The sequence below is a fragment of the Pseudomonas sp. FG86 genome (assembly GCF_057808775.1).
Map to the genome: position 1 here is coordinate 1 of NZ_JBMDIS010000098.1, position 22,877 is coordinate 22,877.

Here is a 22,877-nt window from a genome sequence, read left to right on the forward strand (position 1 = left end):
CCCCCCCCCCCCCCCCCCCCCCCCCCCCCCCCCCCCCCCCCCCCCCCCACAACAGGTCCGCTCGGCACGACAGGCCCGCTCACCACAACAAGTCCGTTCATCACTGGGCGCGCGCCTCCCCCGAAAATCCGGGCTATTGCCGGGAGATTGGCCCCTGTGCAAAAAAACGTAAATAACGGTGAATTATTTCGTGTCCGCTTATATCTGAACTGACAGAGCGGTGCCATCGCAACCATGGCACCTCCCCTGTTCTGTTTTAGAGTGGCCCGCATGAAATTACGTAAGAAAAGCGTCAAACCCATCGGTTTGAAAGACATCACCATCGTCGACGACGCCAAGATGCGCAAGGCGATCACCGCCGCGGCATTGGGCAACGCCATGGAATGGTTCGACTTTGGTGTCTATGGGTTTGTTGCCTATGTGCTCGGCAAGGTGTTCTTCCCCGACGCCTCCCCCAGCGTCCAAATGATCGCTGCCCTGGCCACCTTCTCCGTGCCCTTCCTGATTCGCCCCCTCGGTGGCCTGTTCTTCGGCGCGCTGGGGGACAAATACGGGCGACAAAAAGTCCTCGCCGCCACCATCGTGATCATGTCGTTGAGCACCTTCGCCATCGGCTTGATTCCCGGTTATGCCTCGATTGGCATCTGGGCACCGATCCTGCTGCTGTTGTGCAAGATGGCCCAAGGGTTCTCGGTAGGCGGTGAATACACCGGCGCCTCGATTTTCGTTGCCGAATACGCGCCCGACCGCAAGCGCGGCTTCCTCGGCAGCTGGCTGGACTTCGGTTCCATCGCCGGTTTTGTCCTCGGCGCCGGTGTGGTTGTACTGATCTCCAGCGTCCTCGGCGAAGCCGACTTCGAGTCCTGGGGCTGGCGCTTGCCGTTCTTTCTCGCCCTGCCCCTGGGCCTCATCGGCCTGTACCTGCGCCATGCACTGGAAGAAACCCCTGCCTTCCAACAACATGTCGATAAGCTCGAACAGGGCGACCGCGAAGGCCTGACCCATGGCCCCAAGGTGTCCTTCAAGGAAATCGCCACCCAGCATTGGCGCAGCCTGCTGACCTGCATCGGGATCGTCGCGGCGACCAACGTGACGTACTACATGCTGCTCACCTACATGCCCAGCTACCTGTCCCATAACCTGCATTACAAAGAAAACAGCGGCGTGCTGATCATCATCGCGATCATGGTCGGCATGCTGTTCGTGCAGCCGTTCATTGGTTTTATCAGCGACAAGGTCGGGCGCAAGCCGTTCATCATCGCGGGCAGCATCGGCCTGCTGTTTCTCTCGATCCCGGCGTTCATGCTGATCACCAGCGGCAAGATCGGCCTGATCTTCAGCGGCTTGCTGATCCTGGCCATCGTGCTTAACTTCTTCATCGGCGTGATGGCCTCGACCCTGCCTGCGATGTTCCCCACCCACCTGCGCTACAGCGCCCTGGCCAGCGCGTTCAACGTCTCGGTATTGATCGCCGGCGTAACGCCGACCGCCGTGGCCTGGCTGGTGGAAAGCACCAACGACCTGTACATGCCCGCCTATTACCTGATGGTATTTGCCGTGGTGGGCCTGGTCACCGGCCTGACCATGAAGGAAACCGCCAACAAACCCCTGCGCGGCGCGGCACCAGCGGCTTCCGACATGGCAGAAGCCAAGGAGCTGCTGCAAGAGCACCACGACAATATCGAGCAGAAAATCGAAGACATCGACGCCGAGATCGCCGAGCTGGAAGCCAAGCGCCAGAACCTCGTGCAGCAGCATCCGCGCATTAATTAAGACCTTATCGCGCGTGGCGACCGGGGTCGCCACGCCATTGGATTGGAGTGTTGAGCATGGTTCCAAGCGTCACTGCTACACACGCGTTACTCAGCGCCGATGAACGCGCTGCCATCGCCGAAATAGAAGCCACCACCAGCATCCTGCAACTGGTTACCCGCCTGACGGGCATGCGCTTCGCCGGCATCGCCAAATTCACCGACCTGGAATGGATCGTCTGCTCCGTGCACGACCCCCTCGACATGGGCATCCATGTCGATGACGTGCTCGACCTGGAAACCACCCTGTGCAGTGAGTTCTGTATCAACCCCCATACCTTGTTCATCCCGCAAGTCAGCCAGAACGGCCGCTTTGCCGCACGCCCGGTGGTCAAGCAATACGCCATCGAGAGCTACGCTGGCGCACCGATTTTCCTCCCCGATGGCAGCCTGTTCGGCGCGCTGTGCGCACTGGATTCGAGGGCAATGCTGTTTGATGACCCCAACCTGCCGGAAACCCTCAGCCTGTTCGCCCGCCTGATCGGCTGCATCTTCTACGCTAACTTGACGACGACTGAGCATTGATCTCTGACTTGCCGCGCAGCGCGGCAATGTCTCGCTTAGGTGGCGCGCCAAACAGGCGGCTGTACTCGCGGCTGAACTGGGACGGGCTTTCATAACCCACCTTGAACGCTGCACGGGAGACATCCTGGTGCTCGTTCAACATCAATCGTCGCGCCTCGTTCAAGCGTAACCACTTCTGGTACTGCAACGGGCTCATCGCCGTCAGTTGGCGGAAGTGATGGTGAAAGGTGGCGGCGCTCATCTGCACCCGCGCCGCCAGTTCCTCTATACGCAGCGTCGCGTCGTAGTTGAGCTTCAGCCAGTCGACGGCCTTGGCGATTCGATAGCCCTGCCCGTCAACCGCACAGATCTGGCGCAGCCGAACCGCCTGGTCGCTCTTGAGCAGCCGGTAATGAATTTCACGGCTGATCAGCGGGGCCAGAACCGGTATCGCTTCCGGCTCATCGAGCAGCGCCACCAGGCGCGCAAAGGACGCAAGCATCCCGTCGGTGATCGCGCCAATCCCAACCCCCTTCATCACCGCGGGTTCACGCAGCGGCGGCAGCTCACTCTGGGCGATCAGTTCGGTCAATACGCGCAGGTCCAACTGGAACGTCAGCCCCAGGCAAGGGTTAGCGGGACTGGCGACCCGCACTTGCGAATTGGCCGGGATGTCCAGGGAAGTGAGCAGGAAACGGGACGTGTCATACGGGTACCCCTCACCGCCGACCCACAGCTGTTTCTCGCCCTGGGCCACGAGGATGACGCTGGGCTCGACCATGCACACCACTGGCGCCGAAGGATGCTCACGTCGATAAAACCCCAGGCCCGGGATCGGCATGGCGTAGTCGCCGGGTGTCGAGATACGCGAGCCGATGGACTGCACCAGCGTCGCCAGGAGGGAATGATTGATCGTCATGACAGGCTCTTTGCTTTCGTCTCGGAACTGTAGCGCGTCAGCCGTTGGGCGTCCCCGACAAACCTCAAAACTCAGAGGATCAGGCAAGTAATCCAGTGGAACGCACTACAGGACCACGGGCTGCATCGGGAAAATGGGCACACCAACTTCGCCAAGGGAACCGCCAATGAAAAGCCTCTTGTTCGCCCTGGGTTTGTTGGTGACCTCTTTTTCCTCACTGGGAGCCGACATGTCCAAGGGTGCAAGTAACTTCTACACCAGCGACAAGGTGAGCGTGGAAAAGGTCACCTTCAACAACCAATACGGCATGCGGGTGGCGGGCAATCTGTTCGTGCCCAAACACCTCGCACCCACCACAAAGAATGCCGCAATCATCGTGGGCCACCCGATGGGAGCCGTCAAAGAACAAAGCGCCAACCTGTACGCCACCAAGATGGCCGAACAGGGCTTTGTCGCCCTGTCCCTGGACCTGTCGTTCTGGGGTGAAAGCGCAGGCACGCCGCGCAATGCGGTGCTGCCCGACCTCTATAGCGAAGATTTCAGTGCCGCCGTGGATTTCCTCGGCAGCCGCCCAATGGTCGACCGTGAACGCATTGGCGTCATCGGCGTATGTGGCAGTGGCAGCTTCGCCATCAGCGCGGCGAAAATCGACCCACGCCTCAAGGCCATCGCCACGGTCAGCATGTACGACATGGGCGCCGCCAACCGTAACGGGCTCAAGCACGGCGTGACCCTGGAACAACGCCGGCAGGTGCTGCTCCAGGCCGCCAACCAGCGCTATGTTGAGTTCCAAGGTGGCGAAACCCTCTACACCGGTGGTACGCCGCATGTGCTGACCGGCGATGCCGTGGGGGATGAGTTCTACGATTTCTACCGCACACCACGTGGGGAGTTCACCCCGTCCGGGGCCTCGGCACGGACCACCACCCGGCCAACGCTGACCAGCAACGTGAAGTTCATGAACTTCTACCCGTTCAACGACATCGAGACGATCTCCCCACGCCCGCTGTTGCTGATTGCCGGCGCCAATGCCCACTCCCGTGAATTCAGCGAGGACGCCTACGCCCGTGCCGCGCAACCCAAGACGCTGCTGATCGTGCCCAACGCCGGGCACGTGGATCTCTATGACCGAGTCGACCTGATCCCCTTTGCCCAGCTCACCACCTTCTTCCGCACGTACTTGAAATAACCGCCTCGATGCGCGGCCTCACTGTCGAGGCCGCCGCTCACACCGAAGGACTCCCCCATGGACCACTCCTCCTCTCGCCCACGCTGGGGCGCCGTGCTCGCCTTGTCCCTGGCCGCCTTTGCCCTGGTGGCCTCCGAGTTCATGCCCGTAAGCCTGCTCAGCCCCTTGGCCGCCGACCTGAACATCAGCGAAGGCCAGGCCGGCCAAGGTATTTCCGTCTCCGGGTTGTTTGCCTTGTTGACCAGCCTGGTTATCGCCAACGTCGCTGCCCGGGTCGATCGCAAGCGCCTGCTGATCGCCCTGACCCTGCTGATGATCCTGTCCGGCACGGTGGTGGCGTTGGCCCCGAATTACGGGGTGTTCATGCTGGGCCGCGCGTTGATCGGCGTCGCCATCGGCGGCTTCTGGTCGCTGTCGGCCGCCACCGCCATGCGTTTGGTACCGACACCCCAAGTACCGCGTGCCTTGGCCATCGTCAACGGCGGCAACGCCCTCGCAACGGTGATCGCCGCACCGCTGGGCAGCTTTGTCGGCGGACTGATCGGTTGGCGAGGCGCATTTTTCTGCGTGGTGCCGGTCGCCATCGTCGCCGTGGCATGGCTGCTGATAAGCCTGCCGTCAATCAAGCCGCGTGCTGAAGGGGCGTCCTCCAATGGCCTGCGCCTGATGAACCATCGGCCGGTGGCCTTGGGCATGCTCGCCGTCAGTGTGTTTTTCATGGGCCAGTTCATGCTGTTCACCTACCTGCGGCCGTTCCTGGAAGGCGTGACCCGGGCCAGCGTTTCTACGCTCTCGCTGATGTTGCTGGTGCTTGGCCTGGCCGGCCTGGCGGGCACGTTCCTGATCGAGCGTTTCCTGAAAAACCACCTGTACGCCACGTTGACCGTCATTCCTGTATTGATGGCGCTGACCGCCGTGGCCTTGGTCGCCTTTGGCGGTTCATCGCTCATCACCGCAATGCTGCTGGGCGTTTGGGGCCTGGTGGCCACCGCCGCACCGGTTGGCTGGTGGACCTGGCTGGCCAAGGTCCTGCCGGATGATGCGGAAGCCGGCGGCGGCTTGATGGTGGCGATCATCCAATTGGCGATCGCCCTGGGCGCCATCGTCGGCGGTTGGGTATTCGACCTCAGCGGCTACCGGGCCACGTTCGAGTCAAGTGCCGCGGTACTGAGCGCCGCGGCGTTGCTTGCCTGGCTGGCTGGGCGCGCCAGCCACTATCGCGCGCTGTCGATGATTTGCCCACCATCGGGGGTCAGGCTGTAGCCGGTAATGAACTGCGCGTCCTGGCTGGCCAGGAACAGCGCGACTGGCGCGATGTCCTCCTCCGGCGAGCCATAGCGCCCCAGTACATTGGTCGGCGCGGGCGCGTCGTAAGCGTCGCCCCAGGTGTCGGCCACCGGTAACAGGTTATTCACCGTGATGTTGTCCACGCCCCATTCCCGCGCCGCCGAACGCGTCAAGGCGCGCACCGCTTCCTTGGCGATGTTGTAGGGCGCGTAGCCTTGCAGGCCGATAATGCCCGCCAACGACCCGAAGTTGATCACCCGCCCTGCGCCGCTGGCCTTCAGATACGGGTAACACGCCTGCATGGTCCGCAGGTAGGCAATGGGCCCCATGTCGAAATTGCGTTGCAGTTGCTCCACGGGCAGGTCGAGGACCGATGAAAACACCACACTGGGGTCGAATGCGTTGTTCACCAGGATATCGATGCCGCCGTAGGTGGCCACAACGTCCTGCACTGCTGCGCTGACCTGCGCGGCGTCGGACAGATCGCACACGACGCCCAGCGCTGTGCCGCCAGCGGCCTGGATATCGGCCACCACGCGCTCGACGTTTGCCGCCGTACGCGAGACCACCGCGACCTTGGCGCCCTGCGCCGCAAATAACTGCGCCGTGGCACGGCCGATACCGCGTCCGGCGCCGGTCACGATGGCTACTTTTCCGTTGAGTCGGGACATGTGTTTTCTCCATGGGATACAGGGTTTATTGCAGCGGGTTTGCGCTAAGATCCCTGGCAACATGAATCGACACAAGTAGGATGAAAAAGTGGCAGTCAGTATGGAAAACCAGACTAAAAGCGCTGAAAAGCCGAATATGCACGAAGAAATGCGACGCGCATTCTCACTGCTTTCAGGCAAGTGGAAGCTGGAAATCATGTGGCTGTTGAACCAGCGTGTTTATCGGTTTGGTGAGCTGCGCAAGGCGATCGGTGGCATTACCCAGCACATGCTCACGGCGCAACTGCGGGAACTGGAAAACGACGGCTTGATCACCCGCACGGTGTTCGCCGAAGTGCCACCCCGGGTCGAATATGAAATGACCGAAAAAGCCCGCGCACTGGGGCCGACGATGCAGGCATTGATGCTGTGGTGGAGCGAATACGGCGACAGTGTTCCAGTGAAGCCCAACCCGCGCGGGCGCACGGCGCTCCAGCGCGAACGACAACCGCTGAAACCCTAATTGTTTTGCCCGCGCCGCCGATAACCAGGCATCCCCCCTGACTTGCAGCAATACGCTGCGGGAAACAATGCCGAACTCTCTTACCCCGATGGTGCGCAAGCTTTCCAACCGTACCAGCCTGTCGCTGACGCGTACCTCGCTGTTCAATTTCATCGCCTTGCTGGCGTTGGTATTTGCAGCCGCTGCCTATTCGTTGGTTTACCTCGCCCATGACCTGGACCATTCCGAGCAGCAAGAGAGCGCGTTCTATACCCGCAAAGCGGTGCAATCCCTGGAGAAATCGCTGCGGGTCACCGTCAAGGACTACGCGTTCTGGAGCGATGCCTATAAGCACCTTCATATGACGGTGGACAGCGACTGGGCCTATAGCCGCGGCAACGTCGGGGCAACGCTGTACCAGGACTTCGGCTTCCAGGGCCTGTTTGTGGTCAACGACGTCAATCACACCGTTTACGCCGTGATTGGGGGCAAGCTGCGCAGCATTGAACTCAGCCAATGGCTCGACCAACCCCTGACCGAGATTATCGAACAGGCGCGTGCAGGCGCTGAAAATGAAACGCCGGTCACGGCCTTCATCAACGTGCGTGGCAGCCCCGCGCTCGTAGCCGCTGCGGCGATCACCCCGGGCACCGACCCGACGGTCATAGCGGACGACCGGCCAGCGTCAGTGCTGATCTTCGTCGACATCCTCGACAGCGCCAAACTGACCACGATCGGCGATGACTTTGGCGTCAGCAAACTGCACGTCGCCACTGCCGATGACATCGGCCAGACCCTGGTTTTCCCCCTCGGCGATAACGGCGCCGCCGGCAGCCTGCACTGGGAGCCTTCGCGTCCCGGCCTGCGGCTGATGGGCGTAGGCTTGCCACTGTTGGGGCTGGCCGCGTTGCTGGTGTGCCTGATGACGTGGGTGATTTTGCGCCGAGCCACTGCTGCGGCCCTCGCCCTGGATGCCAGCCACGCTTCGCTGCAAGACAGCCAGAATGCCTTGGCCACCAGCGAAGCACGCTTTCGCGATGTGGTGGAGGCCAGTTCTGACTGGGTCTGGGAAATCGACGCCCAATGGCGCTTCACCTACTTGTCGGAGCGTTTCGAAAGTGTCACCGGCCTGGCGCGGCAAGCCTGGATCGGCGCCGCGATGAGCGACTTGCTGGACACCGAAGCCGGCCTGCTTTCGCAATGGCTGAACACCCCGGGCCGATGCGTGGATATCAGCGTGCAGTGCCGCTACTTCGATGCTCAGGGGCAGGAACGCACCACGCGGCTATCGGCACGGGAAATGCCCTGCGGCGGTTTTCGCGGTACGGCCACCGACGTGACTGAAGAGGTCGAATCACGTCGGCGCATCGAGTTTTTGTCCCAGCATGATGCCTTGACCGGGCTGCCTAATCGCACGCGCCTACAAGCGTTCCTGGATGGCAAACTCAAGGCCCTGCCCCACGCCGGACACCCCTTGGTAATGCTCAGCCTGGACCTGGATCGGTTCAAGCCGGTCAATGATCTGCTGGGGCACGCCGCCGGTGATCGGGTGCTCAATGAAGTGTCGAGCCGCCTGACCAACTGTGTGCGCCATGGCGACCTGGTTTCCCGCGTCGGCGGCGATGAATTTGTGCTGATCCTGAGCGAAGCAGGCACTCAAGACGAAGTCGAAAGCCTCTGCAAGCGCTTGATCGAGTCTATCGAGCACGCCATCCGAATCGACGAACAGGAGGTCTTCATCAGCGCCAGTATCGGCATTGCCATCGCCCCCGACGACGCCCACGAAGCCAGCGAACTGCTGCGCTACGCCGACATTGCGTTATACGAAGCGAAAGCGGCCGGCCGCAACACCTGGCGGTTTTACTCCGGCGAAATGAACACGCGGATCATCGAACGTCGGCGCCTGGAAAGCGACCTGCGCTATGCGATCAAGCACGCAGAATTACGCCTGCACTTCCAACCGCGCTATCGCATTGCCGATGGGCTGATGGTGGGAGCCGAAGCGCTGGTTCGCTGGCAGCATCCGCAGCGCGGCTTGATCGCGCCGGACACCTTCATTCCGATTGCCGAAGAGTCCGGGCTGATCCTGTCGCTGAGCGACTGGGTGCTTGAAAACGCCTGCACCTGCGCGGCCCAGTGGCCGGACACGCTGTTTGTCTCCGTCAACCTGTCGCCCACCGAATTCAAGCGCGGCAACCTGGTGGAGCGCGTACGACACGCCCTGGACAGCTCAGGCATCGACCCTTCGCGCCTGGAATTGGAAGTGACCGAAAGCGTCATGCTCGAGGATGCCGTCGGCGCGCTGGAGGTGATGCACACGCTCAAGCAATTGGGCATCCGCATCGCCATGGATGACTTCGGTACTGGCTATTCGTCCCTGAGCTACTTGCGCGCCTTCCCGTTCGACGGCTTGAAAATAGACCGCAGTTTCTTGACCCGGCTGGCAGAAAGCGCCGACGACAAGGCAATCATCCAAGCCATCGTGGGGTTGGGCCGTGCCCTGGCGTTGACGGTCACCGCGGAGGGCATTGAAACCGCCGAACACCTGGCCATGCTCAAGGCCGTGGACTGTGACGAGGGGCAAGGCTACTTCCTCAGCCGGCCGCTGGACCTCGATACATTCAACGGCCTGCTGGGCGTGGACCGCGTTATCGGAAAAAATGACTCGGCGTCTTGCCAAACTGTTTCTTGAACATGCTGGTAAAGGCACTCGGGCTTTCGTAGCCCAGCCCGAGGGCGACGTCGATAATCTTCTGCCCCACGGCAAGGCGTTCCAGTGCCAGCAGCAACCGCGCTTGCTGGCGCCACTGGCCAAAGGTCATGCCGGTTTCCTTGCGAAACAGGCGCTGGATGGTTTTCTGGTCCAGGTCCAGGCGCTCGCTCCAATCGGCGACAGTGGAGGCATCGCCGGGGTCATCCTGCCACGCCACGCAGATCTGGTTGATTCGCGGGTCGGCGGGCTGCGGCAGCGACAACGGCAAGGCCGGCAACAGCGCGAGCTCGTCGAGTATCAGGTGCATGATCCGCGCATCGCGCGAGTCTTCGGCATACGGCGGCTTCAGGCTCACCGACGCCTTGATCAATTCGCTGAGCAGCGGCGAAACGCTCACCGCCTTGGTCTCGGTGGGCAGGTTCGGGAAACTGTCGGGGCGTACAAACACACTGCGCATCTTCAGCGGCCCCACACACCGCAGGGAGTGCCGATGGCCGCAGGGCATCCAGAAACCGCGATTGGGCGGCACCGTCCACTGGTTGTGCGCCGAATGCACCACCATCACGCCCTCGATGGCGTAGAGCAGTTGATGCTTCTCATGGCTGTGCTCGGGGATCACCCAGTTCTCGGGATAGTCAGTGGCCGAACTGATGACGGTCCAGGCGCCCTCATCGATTTCTTGCAGAAATAGATCCAGTGATTTGATGATTTCGCCCTTTTTGCAATGGTTACTGCCCGAATTTCGCGAGACAGGCATTTTCGGCAAATCTAGCATAAACGCCGTACCTATAAATGGAGCAGCGCTTCACATCATCGCTGCCCGCTCCACACCGTTCGCTGCCTTGCATGGAATACCTGTATGTCCACCCTGACCGCGTCACCCGCCGCCACGGCGAGCACTCCTCAAGCCAGTGCTGCGCAAACAAGCCCCTTGGTCATGCGTATCCTCGGCGCCTGCGCCCTGGCCCACCTGATCAATGACCTGATCCAGGCCGTGCTGCCGTCGATTTACCCGATGCTCAAGGCCAACTACGGCCTGACCTTCACCCAGGTCGGCCTGATCACCTTGACCTTCCAACTGACCGCGTCGCTGCTACAACCGTGGATCGGCTACCACACCGACCGTCACCCCAAGCCCTGGCTACTGCCGGCGGGCATGGTGTGCACCTTGATCGGCATCCTGATGCTGGCATTTGTCGGCAGTTTCCCGGCGATCCTGCTGGCAGCGGGCCTGGTGGGCGTGGGCTCGTCGACCTTCCACCCGGAAACCTCGCGCGTCGCCCGCCTGGCCTCCGGCGGACGCTACGGCCTGGCGCAATCGACCTTCCAGGTGGGCGGCAATACGGGCAGTGCCCTGGGGCCCTTGCTGGCGGCGGCGATCATCATTCCCTACGGCCAGGGTCATATCGCCTGGTTCGGGCTGTTCGCGGTCTTCGCCATCCTGGTGCTCTACGGCCTGAGCCGCTGGTACCGCAACCACCTCAACCTGTTCAAGCTCAAGCAAGGTGGCCAGGCCAGCCACGGCCTGTCAAAAGGCCGCGTGGCCTTTGCCCTGGTGGTGCTGGCCGTCCTGGTCTTCTCCAAATACTTCTACATGACCAGCCTGACCAGCTACTTCACGTTCTACTTGATTGAAAAATTCCAGCTGTCGGTCTCCAGCTCACAGATGTACCTGTTCCTGTTCCTCGGCGCGGTTGCCGTCGGCACCTTCGCCGGCGGCCCGATCGGCGACAGGATCGGCCGCAAGAAAGTCATCTGGTTCTCGATTCTCGGCGCTGCGCCGTTCACCCTGGCCCTGCCTTACGTCGACCTGTTCTGGACCGCCGTCCTCAGCGTGATCATCGGCTTTGTCCTCGCCTCGGCATTCTCGGCCATCGTGGTGTTTGCCCAGGAGCTGGTACCAGGCAATGTCGGCATGATCGCCGGGATATTCTTCGGCCTGATGTTCGGCTTCAGCGGGATTGGCGCGGCGCTACTGGGCCTGCTCGCCGATAGCCATGGCATCGAGTACGTCTACACACTGTGCTCGTTCCTGCCGCTGGTGGGCATCCTCACGATACTGCTGCCCTCGACCAAAGGCGTCTGACTGGCCGATCATCAGATGGCTGTATGCCATACGATGAGGGCTCTGAAAAAACCTGCGTGTGCGCTTACAATCCCGGTTCAAACGCACACCCAGGCAGACCCGGCACGAAATGACGCTCGACCCTCCCACGATTTTGGCACTCACCGTTGCCCTGGCAGCCGCTGCCGCCTTGTACCTGGCCATTGAATGGCGCAGCGTACGCGAACCATCGCTGCTGTACTGGAGCGCCGGTTTCGCCATCATCACGATCGGCTCCACCCTGGCGCTGCTGCGCAGCAGTGGCTTTCTGATGATCGGTATCTGGTTCGCCAACGGCTTGCTGGTGAGCGCACACTTTCTGTTTTTGCTCGGTGTGGCGCGGTTCACCCACGTGCGGCTGTCGCGGTTATGGCTGCTGATGCTGTTCGCCTGGTTCGGCATGCTGATGTTGCCGGCCGACCTGCCCTGGTCCAAAGCCATGCTGGGGGTGCAGTCGCTACTGGTGGCACTGCCGACCTTGCGCGCCAGTTTCCTGCTGCGGCCCCATGGCAAATCGTTAAGCATCGGCGCGGTGCAACTGCGTTATGTGCTGCTGGCCCACGGCGTGTTCTACGTGGCCAAGGCGCTGTCTGTGCTGATCCCCGGCACGTTGATCGACCTGGCGGCGTTCAAGGGCGAGATCATCCAGATCTCCCTGGTGGAAGGCGCCATGGCGATCATGCTGATCGCCCTGTCCATGACCGGCTCCGAACGCTATCGCCGCGAACAGCAGATCGCCCGCCTGGCCGCCCGCGACCCACTCACCGCCCTCTACAACCGCCGCGCCCTCGACCTGCGCGCACCACGGCTGCTGGCCCAGGTGTCACCGTCGCAGCCGGGGGCGTTGCTGCTGATCGATATCGACAACTTCAAAGGGGTCAACGACCACCACGGCCATACTTCCGGCGACCGCTTGCTGATCGCCTTGAGTGAAATGATCCGCAGCCTGGTGCCCCAGGGCGCACTGGCGGCGCGACTGGGCGGGGACGAATTCGTCATCCTGCTGAACCCGGTCTCCAAGGAGCAGGTGATCGAACTGGGCAGCGACCTGCGCGAGCAGTTTCAGCAACTTGCCGCACAAACCTTTGCCACCCCCGAACGCGTCACCTTGAGCATCGGCGCCAACCTGTTCGACCAACCGCCCCCGAGCCTGGCCGCCTTGATCGAACAAGGCGACACCACGCTGTATGAATCCAAGCGGGGTGGGCGTGACAGCATCCGGCTGGTGGATCGTACGGGCGTCGGCACCTACCGCTAGAGGTGGAGCAGATCATTCATCCTTAAACCCCTTCACCACGAGATAAAGCAACGGCCCAAGCGAAACGAACACCGCCGTCAGCAAAAAATACGGCAACAGCGACGCTGTCGAGCGCCCTCGCCTCCGCCCATCCTTATACATCCACACACAGGCCAGCAGCGCCATCAGGTACAGGTCGATCACCCCAGGGCGAGCTGAATTTCCTGTCGATCTTCACCACCTTTGGCATGCCCCAGGACATCACCCTGGCCTCGCTGCGTATCGAACATCTGATTCCTGCAGACGCCGCCACCTGGCAGGTCATGCGTGCCGCCTATGAAGCGTATTCGGCGCTGGTTTTGTGAAATATCTGTACGTAGACTGCCGCCATACCCCCACCTGAAGGCGGCGAAAAAAACTCATGCAAGTTACCGAAGTCTCCATTGCCCAATTGCGCGCGGCGCTTGAAACCGGCCAGACCACGGCCGTTGAACTGGTCCAGGCTTACCTGGCACGGATCGATGCCTATGACGGCCCGCAGACGCCGACCGCGCTGAACGCCGTGGTGGTGCGCAACCCCGAAGCCCTGCAGGAAGCCGCCGCGTCCGATGCGCGCCGGGCACGGGGCGAAACGTTGGGTCCACTGGATGGCATCCCCTACACCGCCAAGGACAGCTACCTGGTCAAGGGCCTGACGGCCGCGTCCGGCAGCCCGGCGTTCGCCCAACTGGTCGCCCACCGCGACGCCTTCACCATCGAGCGCCTGCGGGCCAGTGGCGCCATCTGCCTGGGCAAGACCAACATGCCGCCGATGGCCAATGGCGGCATGCAACGCGGCGTGTATGGCCGCGCGGAAAGCCCGTATAACGCCGCCTACCTCACCGCACCATTCGCCTCCGGCTCCTCCAACGGCGCCGGCACTGCAACCGCCGCCAGCTTCGCGGCTTTCGGTATGGCCGAAGAAACCTGGTCAAGCGGACGCGGGCCGGCATCCAACAATGGCTTGTGTGCCTACACACCCTCCCGTGGCGTGATTTCGGTGCGCGGCAACTGGCCGCTGACCCCGACCATGGACGTGGTGGTGCCCTACGCACGCACCATGGCCGACCTGCTGGAAGTGCTCGACGTGGTGGTCGCCGAAGACCCCGACCCCCGTGGCGACTTATGGCGCCTGCAACCCTGGGTGCCGATCCCCAGCGTCGCCTCGGTGCGCCCGGCGTCCTACGTGGAACTGGCCGCGTCGCCCGCCACCCTCGCTGGCAAACGTTTCGGCGTACCCCGCATGTACATCAACACCGACCCTGACGCCGGCACCAGCGAAAAGCCCGGAATCGGTGGCCCGACCGGGCAAAAGATCCACACCCGCGCCAGCGTCATCGCGTTGTGGCAAGCCGCCCGCCAGGCCCTCGAAGCCGCCGGTGCCGAAGTGCTCGAAGTGGATTTCCCGCTGGTGTCCAACTGTGAAGGCGATCGCCCCGGCGCGCCGACGGTGTTTACCCGCGGCCTGGTGTCCAAGGAGTTCCTGCACGATGAGTTGTGGGAGCTTTCTGCATGGGCTTTCGATGACTTTCTGCGCGCCAACAATGACCCGCACCTGAACCGCCTGGCGGACGTCGATGGGCCGAAGATTTTCCCCCATGACCCCGGCACCTTGCCCAACCGCGAAGACGACCTGGCCGCCGGCATGGACGAGTATGTGCGCATGGCCCAGCGCGGCATCACGCCCTGGGACCAGATCAGCAGCCTGCCCGATGGCCTGCGCGGCCTTGAACAGACACGCCGGATCGACCTGGAAGAGTGGATGGAAACGCTCGGGCTCGACGCGGTGATCTTTCCGACCGTGGCCGACGTGGGGCCGGCGGATGCCGATGTGAACGAGGTGTCGGCGGATATTGCCTGGAGCAACGGCGTGTGGGTGGCCAACGGCAACCTCGCCATTCGCCACCTGGGCGTGCCTACAGTGACGGTACCAATGGGGGTGATGGCCGATATCGGCATGCCGGTCGGGCTGACGTTTGCTGGCCGCGCCTACGATGACTCGGCGCTGCTGCGGTTCGCTTCAGCGTATGAAGCGACCGGCAGCAAACGCCTGATCCCCCCGCGCACCCCGGCGCTGGCAACGAACTGACGCAGACAGTGCACTCAACCTATTGATTATCAAGGATTAAAATCACCGCTCAAACGACCGGTTTTTTTGTGGCAAGCGGGGCTGTCGTGGCGAGCGGGCTTGCCTGTGGCGAGCGGGCTTGCCCTAATGCCGTTCAGTTAAGGCTTTTTTGTAGGAGCGAGCTTGCTCGCGAAGAACTCACAGGCGCCGCGTTCACTCAGGAAACACGCGTTATCGTTGACGTTTTTCGCGAGCAAGCTCGCTCCTACAGAAGGCGATGTACGCTTAACTGAACGGCATTAGGGCTTGCCCCGCGTTGGGGCGCGAAGCGGCCCCATTACAGGCGATGTGTTTTTAACTGACACACCGCGGTGCCTGGTTTTGGGGCTGCTGCGCAGCCCAACGCGGGGCAAGCCCGCTCGCCACAGACAAGCACGCTCACCTCACACGGTGAGCGGCACTGCAATCAACAGGATCGCCGTGCCATGGGTCAATATCGCCGCCAACACGCCGTAACGCATGCGCACCAGCGCACAGGCCAGCCCTTCGATCAGAGTAAACAGCAACACCGGCCAGCCCAACTGAGTGACGCTCAGGGCCAGGAACGCATGGCAGGCCGCAAAGGCCACGCCACTGATCAAGGCCGCCCGTAATGGCGTCAGTTGCTGCTCGAGATACCCCTGCAAATAACCGCGAAACAGCACTTCTTCCAAGGCGTTGGCGCCATAAGCCAACACCACCATGCCCGGCAGCCATACCCAGTAGCCAGGGATCCCATGCGCCTCGATGCCCTGATACAGCCGCAACGGCACTCCGATCAGGCAGCCCACGACAAGCCCCACCGCAAGGCCCAGCGCCCGATGCCCCCTGGACCAGACAACCCACCGCGACCATTCCGGCGCCATTTGGGCAAGCAGCGCAATCAGCAGCAGCGACAGACCACCCAGCGCCGCCAGCACAAACGTATTGGCCGTGAACGCAATCTGCACGGCGTCACTGAGCGCCCACAGCCCCAGCGGCGTCATGACATCGCGCATCAGCACAAATGCCACCAGCAGAATCAGGATACGCATCGCCGGCAATGACCTGGGCGTCAGCACGAACCACAGGCCGAGCAGCAGCACGCCCGGCGCCACGTAAGTGGTGTAGTGGAGCAATACCGCCATGCCTTGGGCGATCATCGGCGGTTCAATCGTGGGTGACGGCCGTCAGTTCGATCCATGGTCATGCCTCCTTGTGGCGACGCTGCCATTCATCCACGACGTCGCCCAGGGTCTTAGGCTGCTCGTTGCGGATCCAGGCCATGAACGGCCGATCGAACCTGAACCCAGGGCCGCAGTGTTCGAGCATGAAACGGCGCACGTTCTGAGTGTTTTTATAGCGTGGGGTGACGGGGGCGCTACGGGTGATGGGGTCGCTGTGCCAATTGAAATCCATTTGCCTGTGCCTCTGATCCCTCGGGAGCACGCAGCATAGCGCCAAAATGCCACTGCGGGCGCCGCTCAACCGACGCCCACAGTGGTTTTTTCAGCGCCCGGTCAGGCGAAACTGGCGTCTCGCGTGTTGACGAATAGCGCATAGATCGAATGGCTGCCGGCCATGAACAGGCGGTTGCCTTCGCGGCCGCCAAAGCACAGGTTGGGGCAACGCTCCGGCAACGAGATGTGCCCGATCGCCTTGCCCTGCGGGTTGAATACGCGCACGCCATCGAGCTTTTCCAGGTCAGCCTTGGGGTCGCCATTCCCGCCCCAGCCACACCAGAGGTTGCCGCTCTCGTCGCACTTGATGCCGTCCAGCGCGGCGTAATCCAGGCCCTCGATGTGTTTGCGGCGTGCGCCGAGGGTGCCGTCGGCGTTGACGTCGATCGCCCAGATCAGCCGGTTGGGCTTGGCCCGCCCCTCCACCACGTACAGGGTCTTTTCATCCGGCGAAAAGCACAGTCCGTTCGGCCCATTGAGGTCCTCGATCACCCGTGTGACCTTGCCGCTTTCGCCGTCGATACGATAGACCCCATGGGGCTGGGTGGGTGTGATCTTGTGCCCTTCGTAGTTGTTGCCGGTCTGGAATGGCGGGTCGCTGAACCACACCGAGCCATCGCGCTTGCACACGATATCGTTGGGTGAGTTGAAAGGTTTGCCGTCATAACTGTCCGCCAGCACGGTAATGCTGCCGTTGTGCTCGGTGCGGGTGATACGCCGCCCCTCGCGGGAGGTGGTCGAGCCTTCGCACACCAGCAGCCGGCCCTGGCGATCCCGGCACATGCCGTTGGAGAAGTTGGCATTGTCTCGGTACACCGACAGGCTATCGGTCACTTCGTCCCAGCGCACGATGCGGTTGTTGGGAATATCGCTGAGCAGCAGGTAGCGGCCATCGCCGATCCAAACGGGCCCCTCGGCCCAGCGCAAACCGCTGGCAAGCCGTTCGACGCTGGCATTGAACAGGCGCAACTCGAGGAAACTGTCGTCGAGCACCTTGATCAGTGGGTCGGGGTAACGCTGGCTCAACGGCTCCGCCGCTTGCGCTAACTCGGGCAGATTGCCCAGCACCGCCACCGACGCCGAAACCGCCAGGGAGCGCTTGAGAAATACGCGGCGGCTGTGGTCGGTGCGGGCAGGCAAAGGGGGAAAATCCATGGGTATCTCCGTTATTTTATTGTTAGACGGGACACTAGTTTTAACCTGTGATGAGACATCGTACAAGATAGAAAACCTCGCCAACCCTCCACAACCCAAGCCAATGCGCAAATTGTCTAAATTTTACTTTCCAAAAGCCCTGCGACTATTGCAATGTTGTACGACAACATGACTAGCGACATGTTGCCCGTACACCTCCCCACAACAATAAGGAAACACCCATGCAAAACGTCAAAGTGCTGATCGGTTTTCTCTGCCTGTTCAGCGGGTATGTGGCCGCTGCCCCCGCCGCCGACAAAGACGTCGCCCAAGCGGTCGACCATCTGACCCAGGCCATGCTGCATAAAGACCTCAAGCAGCTCCAGAGCCTGACCGCCGAGAACCTCACCTACGGCCACTCCAGCGGCAAGATCCAGAACAAGCAGGAGTTCATCGCCGATATCGAGACCGGTCGCAGTGGCTTCAAGACCCTGGAAATGCAGAAGCAGACCATCACCTTGAGCGGCGATACCGCCCTGGTGCGCAACCACTTCTCGGCCCTGGCGGTGAACAGCGGTAAGGAAGTGCCGACCGAAATCGAGAACTTCCAGATCTGGCAGAAGCAAAAAGGCCACTGGCTGCTGATCGGTCGCCAGGCGTTTAAATTCTGATGGCTAGCGGTGAGCCATCGGGCTCACCACTGCACCACCTTGCGCACCTTCACCAACGCCTCGCGCAGCGCCGGCATGTCCACCGAACCCAAGGCCAGGCGCAATGCATGGGGCACGTGGACCGAAACGGCGAAGGGCTCGGCGGTGGAGACGGAAATGCCGTCGCGCTGCAAGGTCATGGCCACTTGATCGGCGCGGGCCTCTTCCGCCAGGGGCAACCACAGGAAATACGATGACGGGTGGCTGGTGTAGGCCACCCCCTTCAGTACCTGCGCCGCCAAGGCTTGCCGCGCCCGCGCATCCTCGCGCTTTTGTGCTTCAAGTTGCGCCACCGTGCCATCCTCGAGCCAGGCAACCGCAATCGCACTCATCACCCCCGGCACGTTCCAAGTGGTAGCCATGATGGTGCGCTCCAGTGCCTTCACCCAATCCAGAGGGGCGGCGATAAACCCCACGCGCAGGCCGGTCGCGACACTTTTCGACAACCCGCCCACGTAGACCGTGCGCTCCGGCGCCAACCTCGCCAAGGGCAGCGGCACGTCCTCGGCGAGGAACGCGTAGGCCGCGTCCTCGATGATCATCAGGTTGTACTGACGGGCAATCGCCACCAACTGCTCGCGCTGCGCCAGGCTCATCACCCAGCCCAACGGGTTATGCAGGGTCGGCATGCTGTAAACCGCGCGCACCGGGCGTTTGCGACACAAACCTTGCAGGTGGTCCAGGTCCGGGCCGTGGGCCGTGACCGGGATGGCGACGATCTCCAGGTGCAGGGTCTCGGCCAGTACTTTGAACCCCGAATACGTCAAGGCGTCGACAGCGATCACATCACCGGGCTTGAGCAAGGCCATCATCGTCACGGCCAACCCGTGCTGGGCACCGCTGACCACCAACACCTGTTCGGCCTCGACCGTCAGCCCTCGGTTCAACAGATGCCGCGCGACGGCGGCGCGCTCATGCAGGCGACCGGCGTGGGGCTGGTAACGCAGCAGCGCTTCGAGGTCGCCGGACAGCGCCAACTGGCGCAATGCGGTGCGCAGCAAGTCGGCCTGGCCCGGCAAGGACGGGTAGTTGAAATTCAGATCGAGCATGCCCGCCGCTACGTTCATCTGCCCGCTGCCCTGCCCCGGCGGCAGCGCGATTTCGCGCACAAAGGTGCCCCGGCCGGTCTCGCCACTGACCAGGCCCATGGCCTCCAGCTCGGCATATACCCGGCTGGCGGTGACCAGCGCCAGGCCATGCTCGGCGGCCAGTTGGCGGTGGGTCGGCAGCCGCGTGCCGGGTGGCATGCTGCCCGAGCGAATGGCCTCGGCGAAGCGATCGACCAACGACTTGTAACGCGCGCGCGGCATAAGCGATGTATCCATGACAATTTTTTGATTGTCTTTATCTTCGACCCTAGGATGCCTTCCACGCAACTCATCCTTTCCGGACGCCCCTCATGGAACGTACATCTCCCCTGCGCACCCTGGATACCAGCACCCAAGGCTGGATCAACGGCTTTATCGGCGTGGTGATCTTCAGCGGCTCGTTGCCGGCCACGCGCCTGGCGGTGATGGAATTCGACCCGGTGTTCCTCACCATGATCCGCGCCGCCATCGCCGCTCTATTGGGGCTGGCCTTGCTGTGGCTGTTCAAGGAGAAACGCCCCGCGCGCCATCAATGGAGGCCCCTGGTCATCGTCGCCCTCGGCGTGGTCATCGGCTTTCCCCTGCTCACTGCGCTGGCGCTGCAATACGTCACCTCCGCGCACTCCATCGTCTTCATCGGCCTGCTGCCGCTGGCGACCGCGGTGTTTGGCGTACTGCGCGGCGGCGAGCGCCCGCGCCCGGTGTTCTGGCTGTTTTCGATCCTCGGCAGTGTGCTGGTGATGGGTTACGCCTTTGCCCAAGGCTTGAGCGCCGCACCTGCGGGTGATGTGCTGATGCTGTTGGCGGTGCTGGTGTGCGGCCTGGGGTATGCCGAAGGCGCCACATTGTCGCGCAGCCTGGGCGGCTGGCAGGTGATCTGCTGGGCGCTGGTGGTGTCGTTGCCGGTGGTGGTGCCGTTGAGCCTGGTCATGGCGCCGCCTGGCTTCAGCGGCATCAGCCTGCCGGCCTGGTTGAGCCTGGGCTATGTGTCGCTGTTCAGCATGTTGATCGGCTTCGTGTTCTGGTATCGCGGCTTGGCCCAGGGCGGCATTGCCGCGGTCGGCCAGTTGCAGCTGTTGCAACCGTTCTTCGGCCTGGCGCTGGCCGCGGGCGTGCTGCATGAACAGGTCAGCCTGGGCATGCTGCTGGTGACGGTCGCGGTGATCGGCTGCGTAGCCGGGGCCAAGCGGTTCGCGCGCTAACGCTGCGGCGCGACCATCTTGAACTTGATGTTGATATCGTCGGACACCACGCTGTTCCCGGCCCACTCACCTTCGCCGATCTTGAAGTCGCCGCGCTTGAGAATGAACTCCCCGTCGAACACGCCGATGCCATCCAGCTCCTTGAGCACCACGCTGAGCAGCACCGGACGCGTAGTGCCCTTGATCGTCAGGTTGCCACTGATTTTGAAGCGGTTATCGCCCAGGGCCGTGATACCGGTGGACTCATACACGCCCACCGGATAGGCCGCGGTATCGAACCACGAGACCCGTTGCAGCTCGTTGTTCGCATCGGCGCTGCCGGCATCGATACTCGCCAGTTGGATCTTGAGCAAGGCATGTCCGGTCTCGGGCTTTTGCGTGTCAAAGCTCAGCGTGCCTTCAAAGTCGCCGAAGGTGCCATACACCCGCTGCCCCAACTGCGTATAGGTAAAACTGATCTGGCTGGCGGTGCGGTTGACGTCCGTGTACTCCGCCGCCTGGACACAGCCGATAAATCCAAGGACAACGGCCAACGACAGCATTCGACGCTTCATGCCACGCTCCGCAAAAAAAAATGGATGTATTCCCATCAGGTGCATGTCCTGCTAAACAGAATAGTCACCCACAACAATAAGGACGCCGCATGCACGCCCCTTCGCTACAGGACACCACCGCGCCGGAAGGCATCTGCTACGGCTGCGGCGGCAGTAACCCCCATGGCTTGCACATCAAGAGCCGCTGGGATGCCGATGGTGTCCATGTCGTCGCCGAACATCACCCCGAGGCAAAATACAGCGGCTGGCCCGACCTGGTCTACGGCGGCTTGATCGCCATGTTGGTGGACTGCCATTCCAACTGGACCGCCATGGCTTACCACTACCGCGCCGAACAGCGCGAACCCGGCAGCCTGCCGCGCATCGACTGCGTCACCGGCAACCTGGGCATCAAATTTATCAAGCCCACGCCGATGGGCGTGCCCCTTATCCTGCGCGCTCGGGTCGAGGGTGAGGTGGGGCGCAAAAGCCGCGTGGTCTGCGAGGTGTACGCCGGCGAGGTGCTCACGGCCATCGGTGATTCGCTGTTCGTGCGCGTCGATACACGCCAACTGGCCGCCGCCGCCCATGGCCGTGAAAGCTGATCCTGGTCTACATTGACTGGCACCGCTAATCGAGGACCGAACCGATGACTCGTCTCACCGCGAAAGACTTTGCCCCCGAATTGCTGGAACTCTACGACGGCTATGCGCACGGCAAGATCAACCGCCGCGAATTTCTCGACCGCGCCGCGCTGTTCACCTTGGGCGGCCTCACCGCCTCGGCCCTGCTGGCCGCCCTGAGCCCCAACTATGCCCTGGCCGAACAGGTGAAATTCACCGACCCGGACATCGTCGCCGACTACATCACCTACCCCTCGCCCAAGGGCAACGGCACGGTGCGTGGCTACCTGGTGCGCCCGGCCAAGGCCGCCGGCAAGCTGCCAGCGGTGGTGGTGGTCCACGAAAACCGTGGCCTCAATCCCTACATCGAAGACGTCGCCCGACGCCTGGCCAAAGCCGGGTTTATCGCCCTTGCGCCAGACGGCCTGACCTCGGTGGGCGGCTATCCCGGCAACGATGAAAAAGGCGTGGAACTGCAACAGAAAGTTGACCCGACCAAGCTGATGAACGACTTCTTCGCCGCCATCGAATGGCTGATGCACCACGACAGCAGCACCGGCAAGGTCGGCATCACCGGCTTCTGCTATGGCGGCGGCGTGGCCAATGCCGCAGCGGTGGCCTACCCGGAACTGGGCGCGGCGGTGTCGTTCTACGGCCGCCAACCGGAAGCCAAGGATGTGCGGCGCATCAAGGCGCCGATCATGCTGCATTACGGCGAGCTGGATACGCGGATCAACGAGGGTTGGCCGGCGTATGAAAAGGCCCTGAAGGCCGCCGGCACCACCTATGAAGCGTATATCTACAAGGGCGCCAACCATGGTTTCCATAACGATTCGACACCGCGTTATGACGAGGCAGCGGCGAATCTGGCGTGGGAAAGGACGCTGGGCTGGTTCCGTAAATACCTGGCCTGATCGCAATCCAAATGTGGGAGGGGGCTTGCCCCCGATGGGGTTGGGTCAGTCATAAGTATGGTGACTGACACACAGCAATCGGGGGCAAGCCCCCTCCCACATTGGAGCATCACCGCGTTCCAGATCAGTGTTCCAAGGCATACCGGCGGCAATGGTTGAGATAGCCCTGCTC

The 22,877-nt window shown here is 62.3% G+C and carries 21 protein-coding genes and 2 pseudogenes; 14 read left to right on the top strand and 9 right to left on the bottom strand.

Annotated elements, in window-relative coordinates; all coding sequences use genetic code 11:
- Nucleotides 1-270: 270 nt before the first annotated feature.
- Nucleotides 271-1,773 carry a glycine betaine/L-proline transporter ProP gene (gene proP, locus ACODSV_RS31720; RefSeq protein WP_024075848.1) on the top strand — a complete coding sequence of 501 codons (1,503 nt, stop codon included), beginning with the start codon at nt 271-273 and terminating at the stop codon, nt 1,771-1,773.
- A 56-nt stretch (nt 1,774-1,829) separates the two neighbouring features.
- Nucleotides 1,830-2,336 carry a GAF domain-containing protein gene (locus tag ACODSV_RS31725; RefSeq protein WP_150055475.1) on the top strand — a complete coding sequence of 169 codons (507 nt, stop codon included), beginning with the start codon at nt 1,830-1,832 and terminating at the stop codon, nt 2,334-2,336.
- On the opposite strand, the gene ACODSV_RS31730 is transcribed toward ACODSV_RS31725, so the two are convergent.
- Nucleotides 2,311-3,234, bottom strand: coding sequence for an AraC family transcriptional regulator (locus ACODSV_RS31730; protein WP_024075850.1), 924 nt, complete (start codon nt 3,232-3,234; stop codon nt 2,311-2,313). The two genes, ACODSV_RS31725 and ACODSV_RS31730, sit on opposite strands and share 26 nt — an antisense overlap.
- 166 nt (nt 3,235-3,400) lie before the next feature.
- Between ACODSV_RS31730 and ACODSV_RS31735 the strand changes: the two genes are divergently transcribed.
- Both ACODSV_RS31735 and ACODSV_RS31740 read left to right on the top strand, forming a co-directional pair.
- Nucleotides 3,401-4,423: an alpha/beta hydrolase gene (locus ACODSV_RS31735; protein ID WP_150055474.1), complete on the top strand. Its 1,023-nt coding sequence runs from the start codon at nt 3,401-3,403 to the stop codon at nt 4,421-4,423.
- 57 nt (nt 4,424-4,480) lie between these two features.
- On the top strand, nt 4,481-5,686 hold the full coding sequence (locus ACODSV_RS31740; protein WP_150055473.1) for an MFS transporter: 1,206 nt from the start codon (nt 4,481-4,483) through the stop codon (nt 5,684-5,686).
- Here ACODSV_RS31740 and ACODSV_RS31745 read toward each other — a convergent pair.
- Nucleotides 5,638-6,381: an SDR family NAD(P)-dependent oxidoreductase gene (locus ACODSV_RS31745; RefSeq protein ID WP_069081332.1), complete on the bottom strand. Its 744-nt coding sequence runs from the start codon at nt 6,379-6,381 to the stop codon at nt 5,638-5,640. The two genes, ACODSV_RS31740 and ACODSV_RS31745, sit on opposite strands and share 49 nt — an antisense overlap.
- 100 nt (nt 6,382-6,481) lie before the next feature.
- Between ACODSV_RS31745 and ACODSV_RS31750 the strand changes: the two genes are divergently transcribed.
- Nucleotides 6,482-6,883, top strand: coding sequence for a winged helix-turn-helix transcriptional regulator (locus tag ACODSV_RS31750; protein WP_102625344.1), 402 nt, complete (start codon nt 6,482-6,484; stop codon nt 6,881-6,883).
- A gap of 67 nt (nt 6,884-6,950) precedes the next feature.
- Nucleotides 6,951-9,554, top strand: a complete 2,604-nt coding sequence (locus tag ACODSV_RS31755) for a bifunctional diguanylate cyclase/phosphodiesterase (protein WP_489046725.1) — start codon at nt 6,951-6,953, stop codon at nt 9,552-9,554.
- On the opposite strand, the gene ACODSV_RS31760 is transcribed toward ACODSV_RS31755, so the two are convergent.
- On the bottom strand, nt 9,511-10,332 hold the full coding sequence (locus ACODSV_RS31760) for an AraC family transcriptional regulator (protein WP_024075856.1): 822 nt from the start codon (nt 10,330-10,332) through the stop codon (nt 9,511-9,513). The two genes, ACODSV_RS31755 and ACODSV_RS31760, sit on opposite strands and share 44 nt — an antisense overlap.
- Before the next feature lie 102 nt (nt 10,333-10,434).
- Here ACODSV_RS31760 and ACODSV_RS31765 point away from each other — a divergent pair, with 102 nt between their 5' ends.
- The gene (locus tag ACODSV_RS31765; RefSeq protein ID WP_024075857.1) at nt 10,435-11,661 is read left to right on the top strand and encodes an MFS transporter; all 1,227 of its coding nucleotides are present in this window, start codon (nt 10,435-10,437) and stop codon (nt 11,659-11,661) included.
- Nucleotides 11,662-11,770: 109 nt separating this feature from the next.
- Nucleotides 11,771-12,937 carry a GGDEF domain-containing protein gene (locus ACODSV_RS31770; RefSeq protein WP_024075858.1) on the top strand — a complete coding sequence of 389 codons (1,167 nt, stop codon included), beginning with the start codon at nt 11,771-11,773 and terminating at the stop codon, nt 12,935-12,937.
- Between the two features lie 12 nt (nt 12,938-12,949).
- Here ACODSV_RS31770 and ACODSV_RS31775 read toward each other — a convergent pair.
- Nucleotides 12,950-13,120: pseudogene (locus ACODSV_RS31775) on the bottom strand (DUF2834 domain-containing protein); the annotation flags it as partial.
- On the opposite strand from ACODSV_RS31775, the pseudogene ACODSV_RS31780 reads away from it, so the two are divergent.
- A pseudogene (locus tag ACODSV_RS31780) lies at nt 13,114-13,281 on the top strand (helix-turn-helix domain-containing protein); the annotation flags it as partial. The pseudogenes ACODSV_RS31775 and ACODSV_RS31780 sit on opposite strands and share 7 nt — an antisense overlap.
- A gap of 56 nt (nt 13,282-13,337) precedes the next feature.
- Complete coding sequence (locus ACODSV_RS31785; protein WP_150055470.1) at nt 13,338-15,044, top strand: amidase; 1,707 nt, start codon at nt 13,338-13,340, stop codon at nt 15,042-15,044.
- 422 nt (nt 15,045-15,466) lie between these two features.
- On the opposite strand, the gene ACODSV_RS31790 is transcribed toward ACODSV_RS31785, so the two are convergent.
- The 3 genes from ACODSV_RS31790 to ACODSV_RS31800 form a co-directional block, all read right to left on the bottom strand.
- Entirely contained in the window at nt 15,467-16,204 is a 738-nt protein-coding gene (locus ACODSV_RS31790) for a CPBP family intramembrane glutamic endopeptidase (protein WP_102625349.1), read from the bottom strand.
- A 43-nt stretch (nt 16,205-16,247) separates the two neighbouring features.
- Nucleotides 16,248-16,460 (bottom strand): DUF6434 domain-containing protein, encoded by a 213-nt coding sequence (locus ACODSV_RS31795; RefSeq protein WP_150055849.1) that lies wholly within the window; start codon nt 16,458-16,460, stop codon nt 16,248-16,250.
- Between the two features lie 101 nt (nt 16,461-16,561).
- On the bottom strand, nt 16,562-17,656 hold the full coding sequence (locus tag ACODSV_RS31800; protein WP_069076289.1) for an SMP-30/gluconolactonase/LRE family protein: 1,095 nt from the start codon (nt 17,654-17,656) through the stop codon (nt 16,562-16,564).
- Between the two features lie 221 nt (nt 17,657-17,877).
- Between ACODSV_RS31800 and ACODSV_RS31805 the strand changes: the two genes are divergently transcribed.
- A complete protein-coding gene (locus ACODSV_RS31805) occupies nt 17,878-18,306 on the top strand; it encodes a nuclear transport factor 2 family protein (RefSeq protein WP_024075865.1) in 429 nt (142 codons plus the stop codon).
- 23 nt (nt 18,307-18,329) lie between these two features.
- On the opposite strand, the gene ACODSV_RS31810 is transcribed toward ACODSV_RS31805, so the two are convergent.
- On the bottom strand, nt 18,330-19,655 hold the full coding sequence (locus ACODSV_RS31810; RefSeq protein WP_150055848.1) for an aminotransferase-like domain-containing protein: 1,326 nt from the start codon (nt 19,653-19,655) through the stop codon (nt 18,330-18,332).
- An 89-nt stretch (nt 19,656-19,744) separates the two neighbouring features.
- Between ACODSV_RS31810 and ACODSV_RS31815 the strand changes: the two genes are divergently transcribed.
- Nucleotides 19,745-20,635: a DMT family transporter gene (locus ACODSV_RS31815; RefSeq protein ID WP_024075867.1), complete on the top strand. Its 891-nt coding sequence runs from the start codon at nt 19,745-19,747 to the stop codon at nt 20,633-20,635.
- Here the strand turns inward: ACODSV_RS31815 and ACODSV_RS31820 are convergent.
- A complete protein-coding gene (locus ACODSV_RS31820; protein ID WP_041160956.1) occupies nt 20,632-21,189 on the bottom strand; it encodes a YceI family protein in 558 nt (185 codons plus the stop codon). The two genes, ACODSV_RS31815 and ACODSV_RS31820, sit on opposite strands and share 4 nt — an antisense overlap.
- A gap of 89 nt (nt 21,190-21,278) precedes the next feature.
- Here ACODSV_RS31820 and ACODSV_RS31825 point away from each other — a divergent pair, with 89 nt between their 5' ends.
- Nucleotides 21,279-21,773 (top strand): PaaI family thioesterase, encoded by a 495-nt coding sequence (locus ACODSV_RS31825; RefSeq protein WP_102625353.1) that lies wholly within the window; start codon nt 21,279-21,281, stop codon nt 21,771-21,773.
- 44 nt (nt 21,774-21,817) lie between these two features.
- Nucleotides 21,818-22,705, top strand: coding sequence for a YghX family hydrolase (gene yghX / locus ACODSV_RS31830; RefSeq protein ID WP_150055847.1), 888 nt, complete (start codon nt 21,818-21,820; stop codon nt 22,703-22,705).
- The last annotated feature ends 172 nt before the right edge of the window (nt 22,706-22,877 follow it).

Coding starts and splice junctions, on each gene's coding strand:
- ACODSV_RS31790 (WP_102625349.1), bottom strand. CDS start 16,204: ATGATCGCCCAAGGCATGGCGGTATTGCTCCACTACACCACTTACGTG.
- ACODSV_RS31815 (WP_024075867.1), top strand. CDS start 19,745: ATGGAACGTACATCTCCCCTGCGCACCCTGGATACCAGCACCCAAGGC.
- ACODSV_RS31770 (WP_024075858.1), top strand. CDS start 11,771: ATGACGCTCGACCCTCCCACGATTTTGGCACTCACCGTTGCCCTGGCA.
- ACODSV_RS31825 (WP_102625353.1), top strand. CDS start 21,279: ATGCACGCCCCTTCGCTACAGGACACCACCGCGCCGGAAGGCATCTGC.
- ACODSV_RS31735 (WP_150055474.1), top strand. CDS start 3,401: ATGAAAAGCCTCTTGTTCGCCCTGGGTTTGTTGGTGACCTCTTTTTCC.
- ACODSV_RS31730 (WP_024075850.1), bottom strand. CDS start 3,234: ATGACGATCAATCATTCCCTCCTGGCGACGCTGGTGCAGTCCATCGGC.
- ACODSV_RS31740 (WP_150055473.1), top strand. CDS start 4,481: ATGGACCACTCCTCCTCTCGCCCACGCTGGGGCGCCGTGCTCGCCTTG.
- ACODSV_RS31805 (WP_024075865.1), top strand. CDS start 17,878: ATGCAAAACGTCAAAGTGCTGATCGGTTTTCTCTGCCTGTTCAGCGGG.
- ACODSV_RS31755 (WP_489046725.1), top strand. CDS start 6,951: ATGCCGAACTCTCTTACCCCGATGGTGCGCAAGCTTTCCAACCGTACC.
- proP (WP_024075848.1), top strand. CDS start 271: ATGAAATTACGTAAGAAAAGCGTCAAACCCATCGGTTTGAAAGACATC.
- yghX (WP_150055847.1), top strand. CDS start 21,818: ATGACTCGTCTCACCGCGAAAGACTTTGCCCCCGAATTGCTGGAACTC.
- ACODSV_RS31750 (WP_102625344.1), top strand. CDS start 6,482: ATGGAAAACCAGACTAAAAGCGCTGAAAAGCCGAATATGCACGAAGAA.
- ACODSV_RS31820 (WP_041160956.1), bottom strand. CDS start 21,189: ATGAAGCGTCGAATGCTGTCGTTGGCCGTTGTCCTTGGATTTATCGGC.
- ACODSV_RS31795 (WP_150055849.1), bottom strand. CDS start 16,460: ATGGATTTCAATTGGCACAGCGACCCCATCACCCGTAGCGCCCCCGTC.
- ACODSV_RS31810 (WP_150055848.1), bottom strand. CDS start 19,655: ATGCCGCGCGCGCGTTACAAGTCGTTGGTCGATCGCTTCGCCGAGGCC.
- ACODSV_RS31765 (WP_024075857.1), top strand. CDS start 10,435: ATGTCCACCCTGACCGCGTCACCCGCCGCCACGGCGAGCACTCCTCAA.
- ACODSV_RS31760 (WP_024075856.1), bottom strand. CDS start 10,332: ATGCCTGTCTCGCGAAATTCGGGCAGTAACCATTGCAAAAAGGGCGAA.
- ACODSV_RS31800 (WP_069076289.1), bottom strand. CDS start 17,656: ATGGATTTTCCCCCTTTGCCTGCCCGCACCGACCACAGCCGCCGCGTA.
- ACODSV_RS31725 (WP_150055475.1), top strand. CDS start 1,830: ATGGTTCCAAGCGTCACTGCTACACACGCGTTACTCAGCGCCGATGAA.
- ACODSV_RS31745 (WP_069081332.1), bottom strand. CDS start 6,381: ATGTCCCGACTCAACGGAAAAGTAGCCATCGTGACCGGCGCCGGACGC.
- ACODSV_RS31785 (WP_150055470.1), top strand. CDS start 13,338: ATGCAAGTTACCGAAGTCTCCATTGCCCAATTGCGCGCGGCGCTTGAA.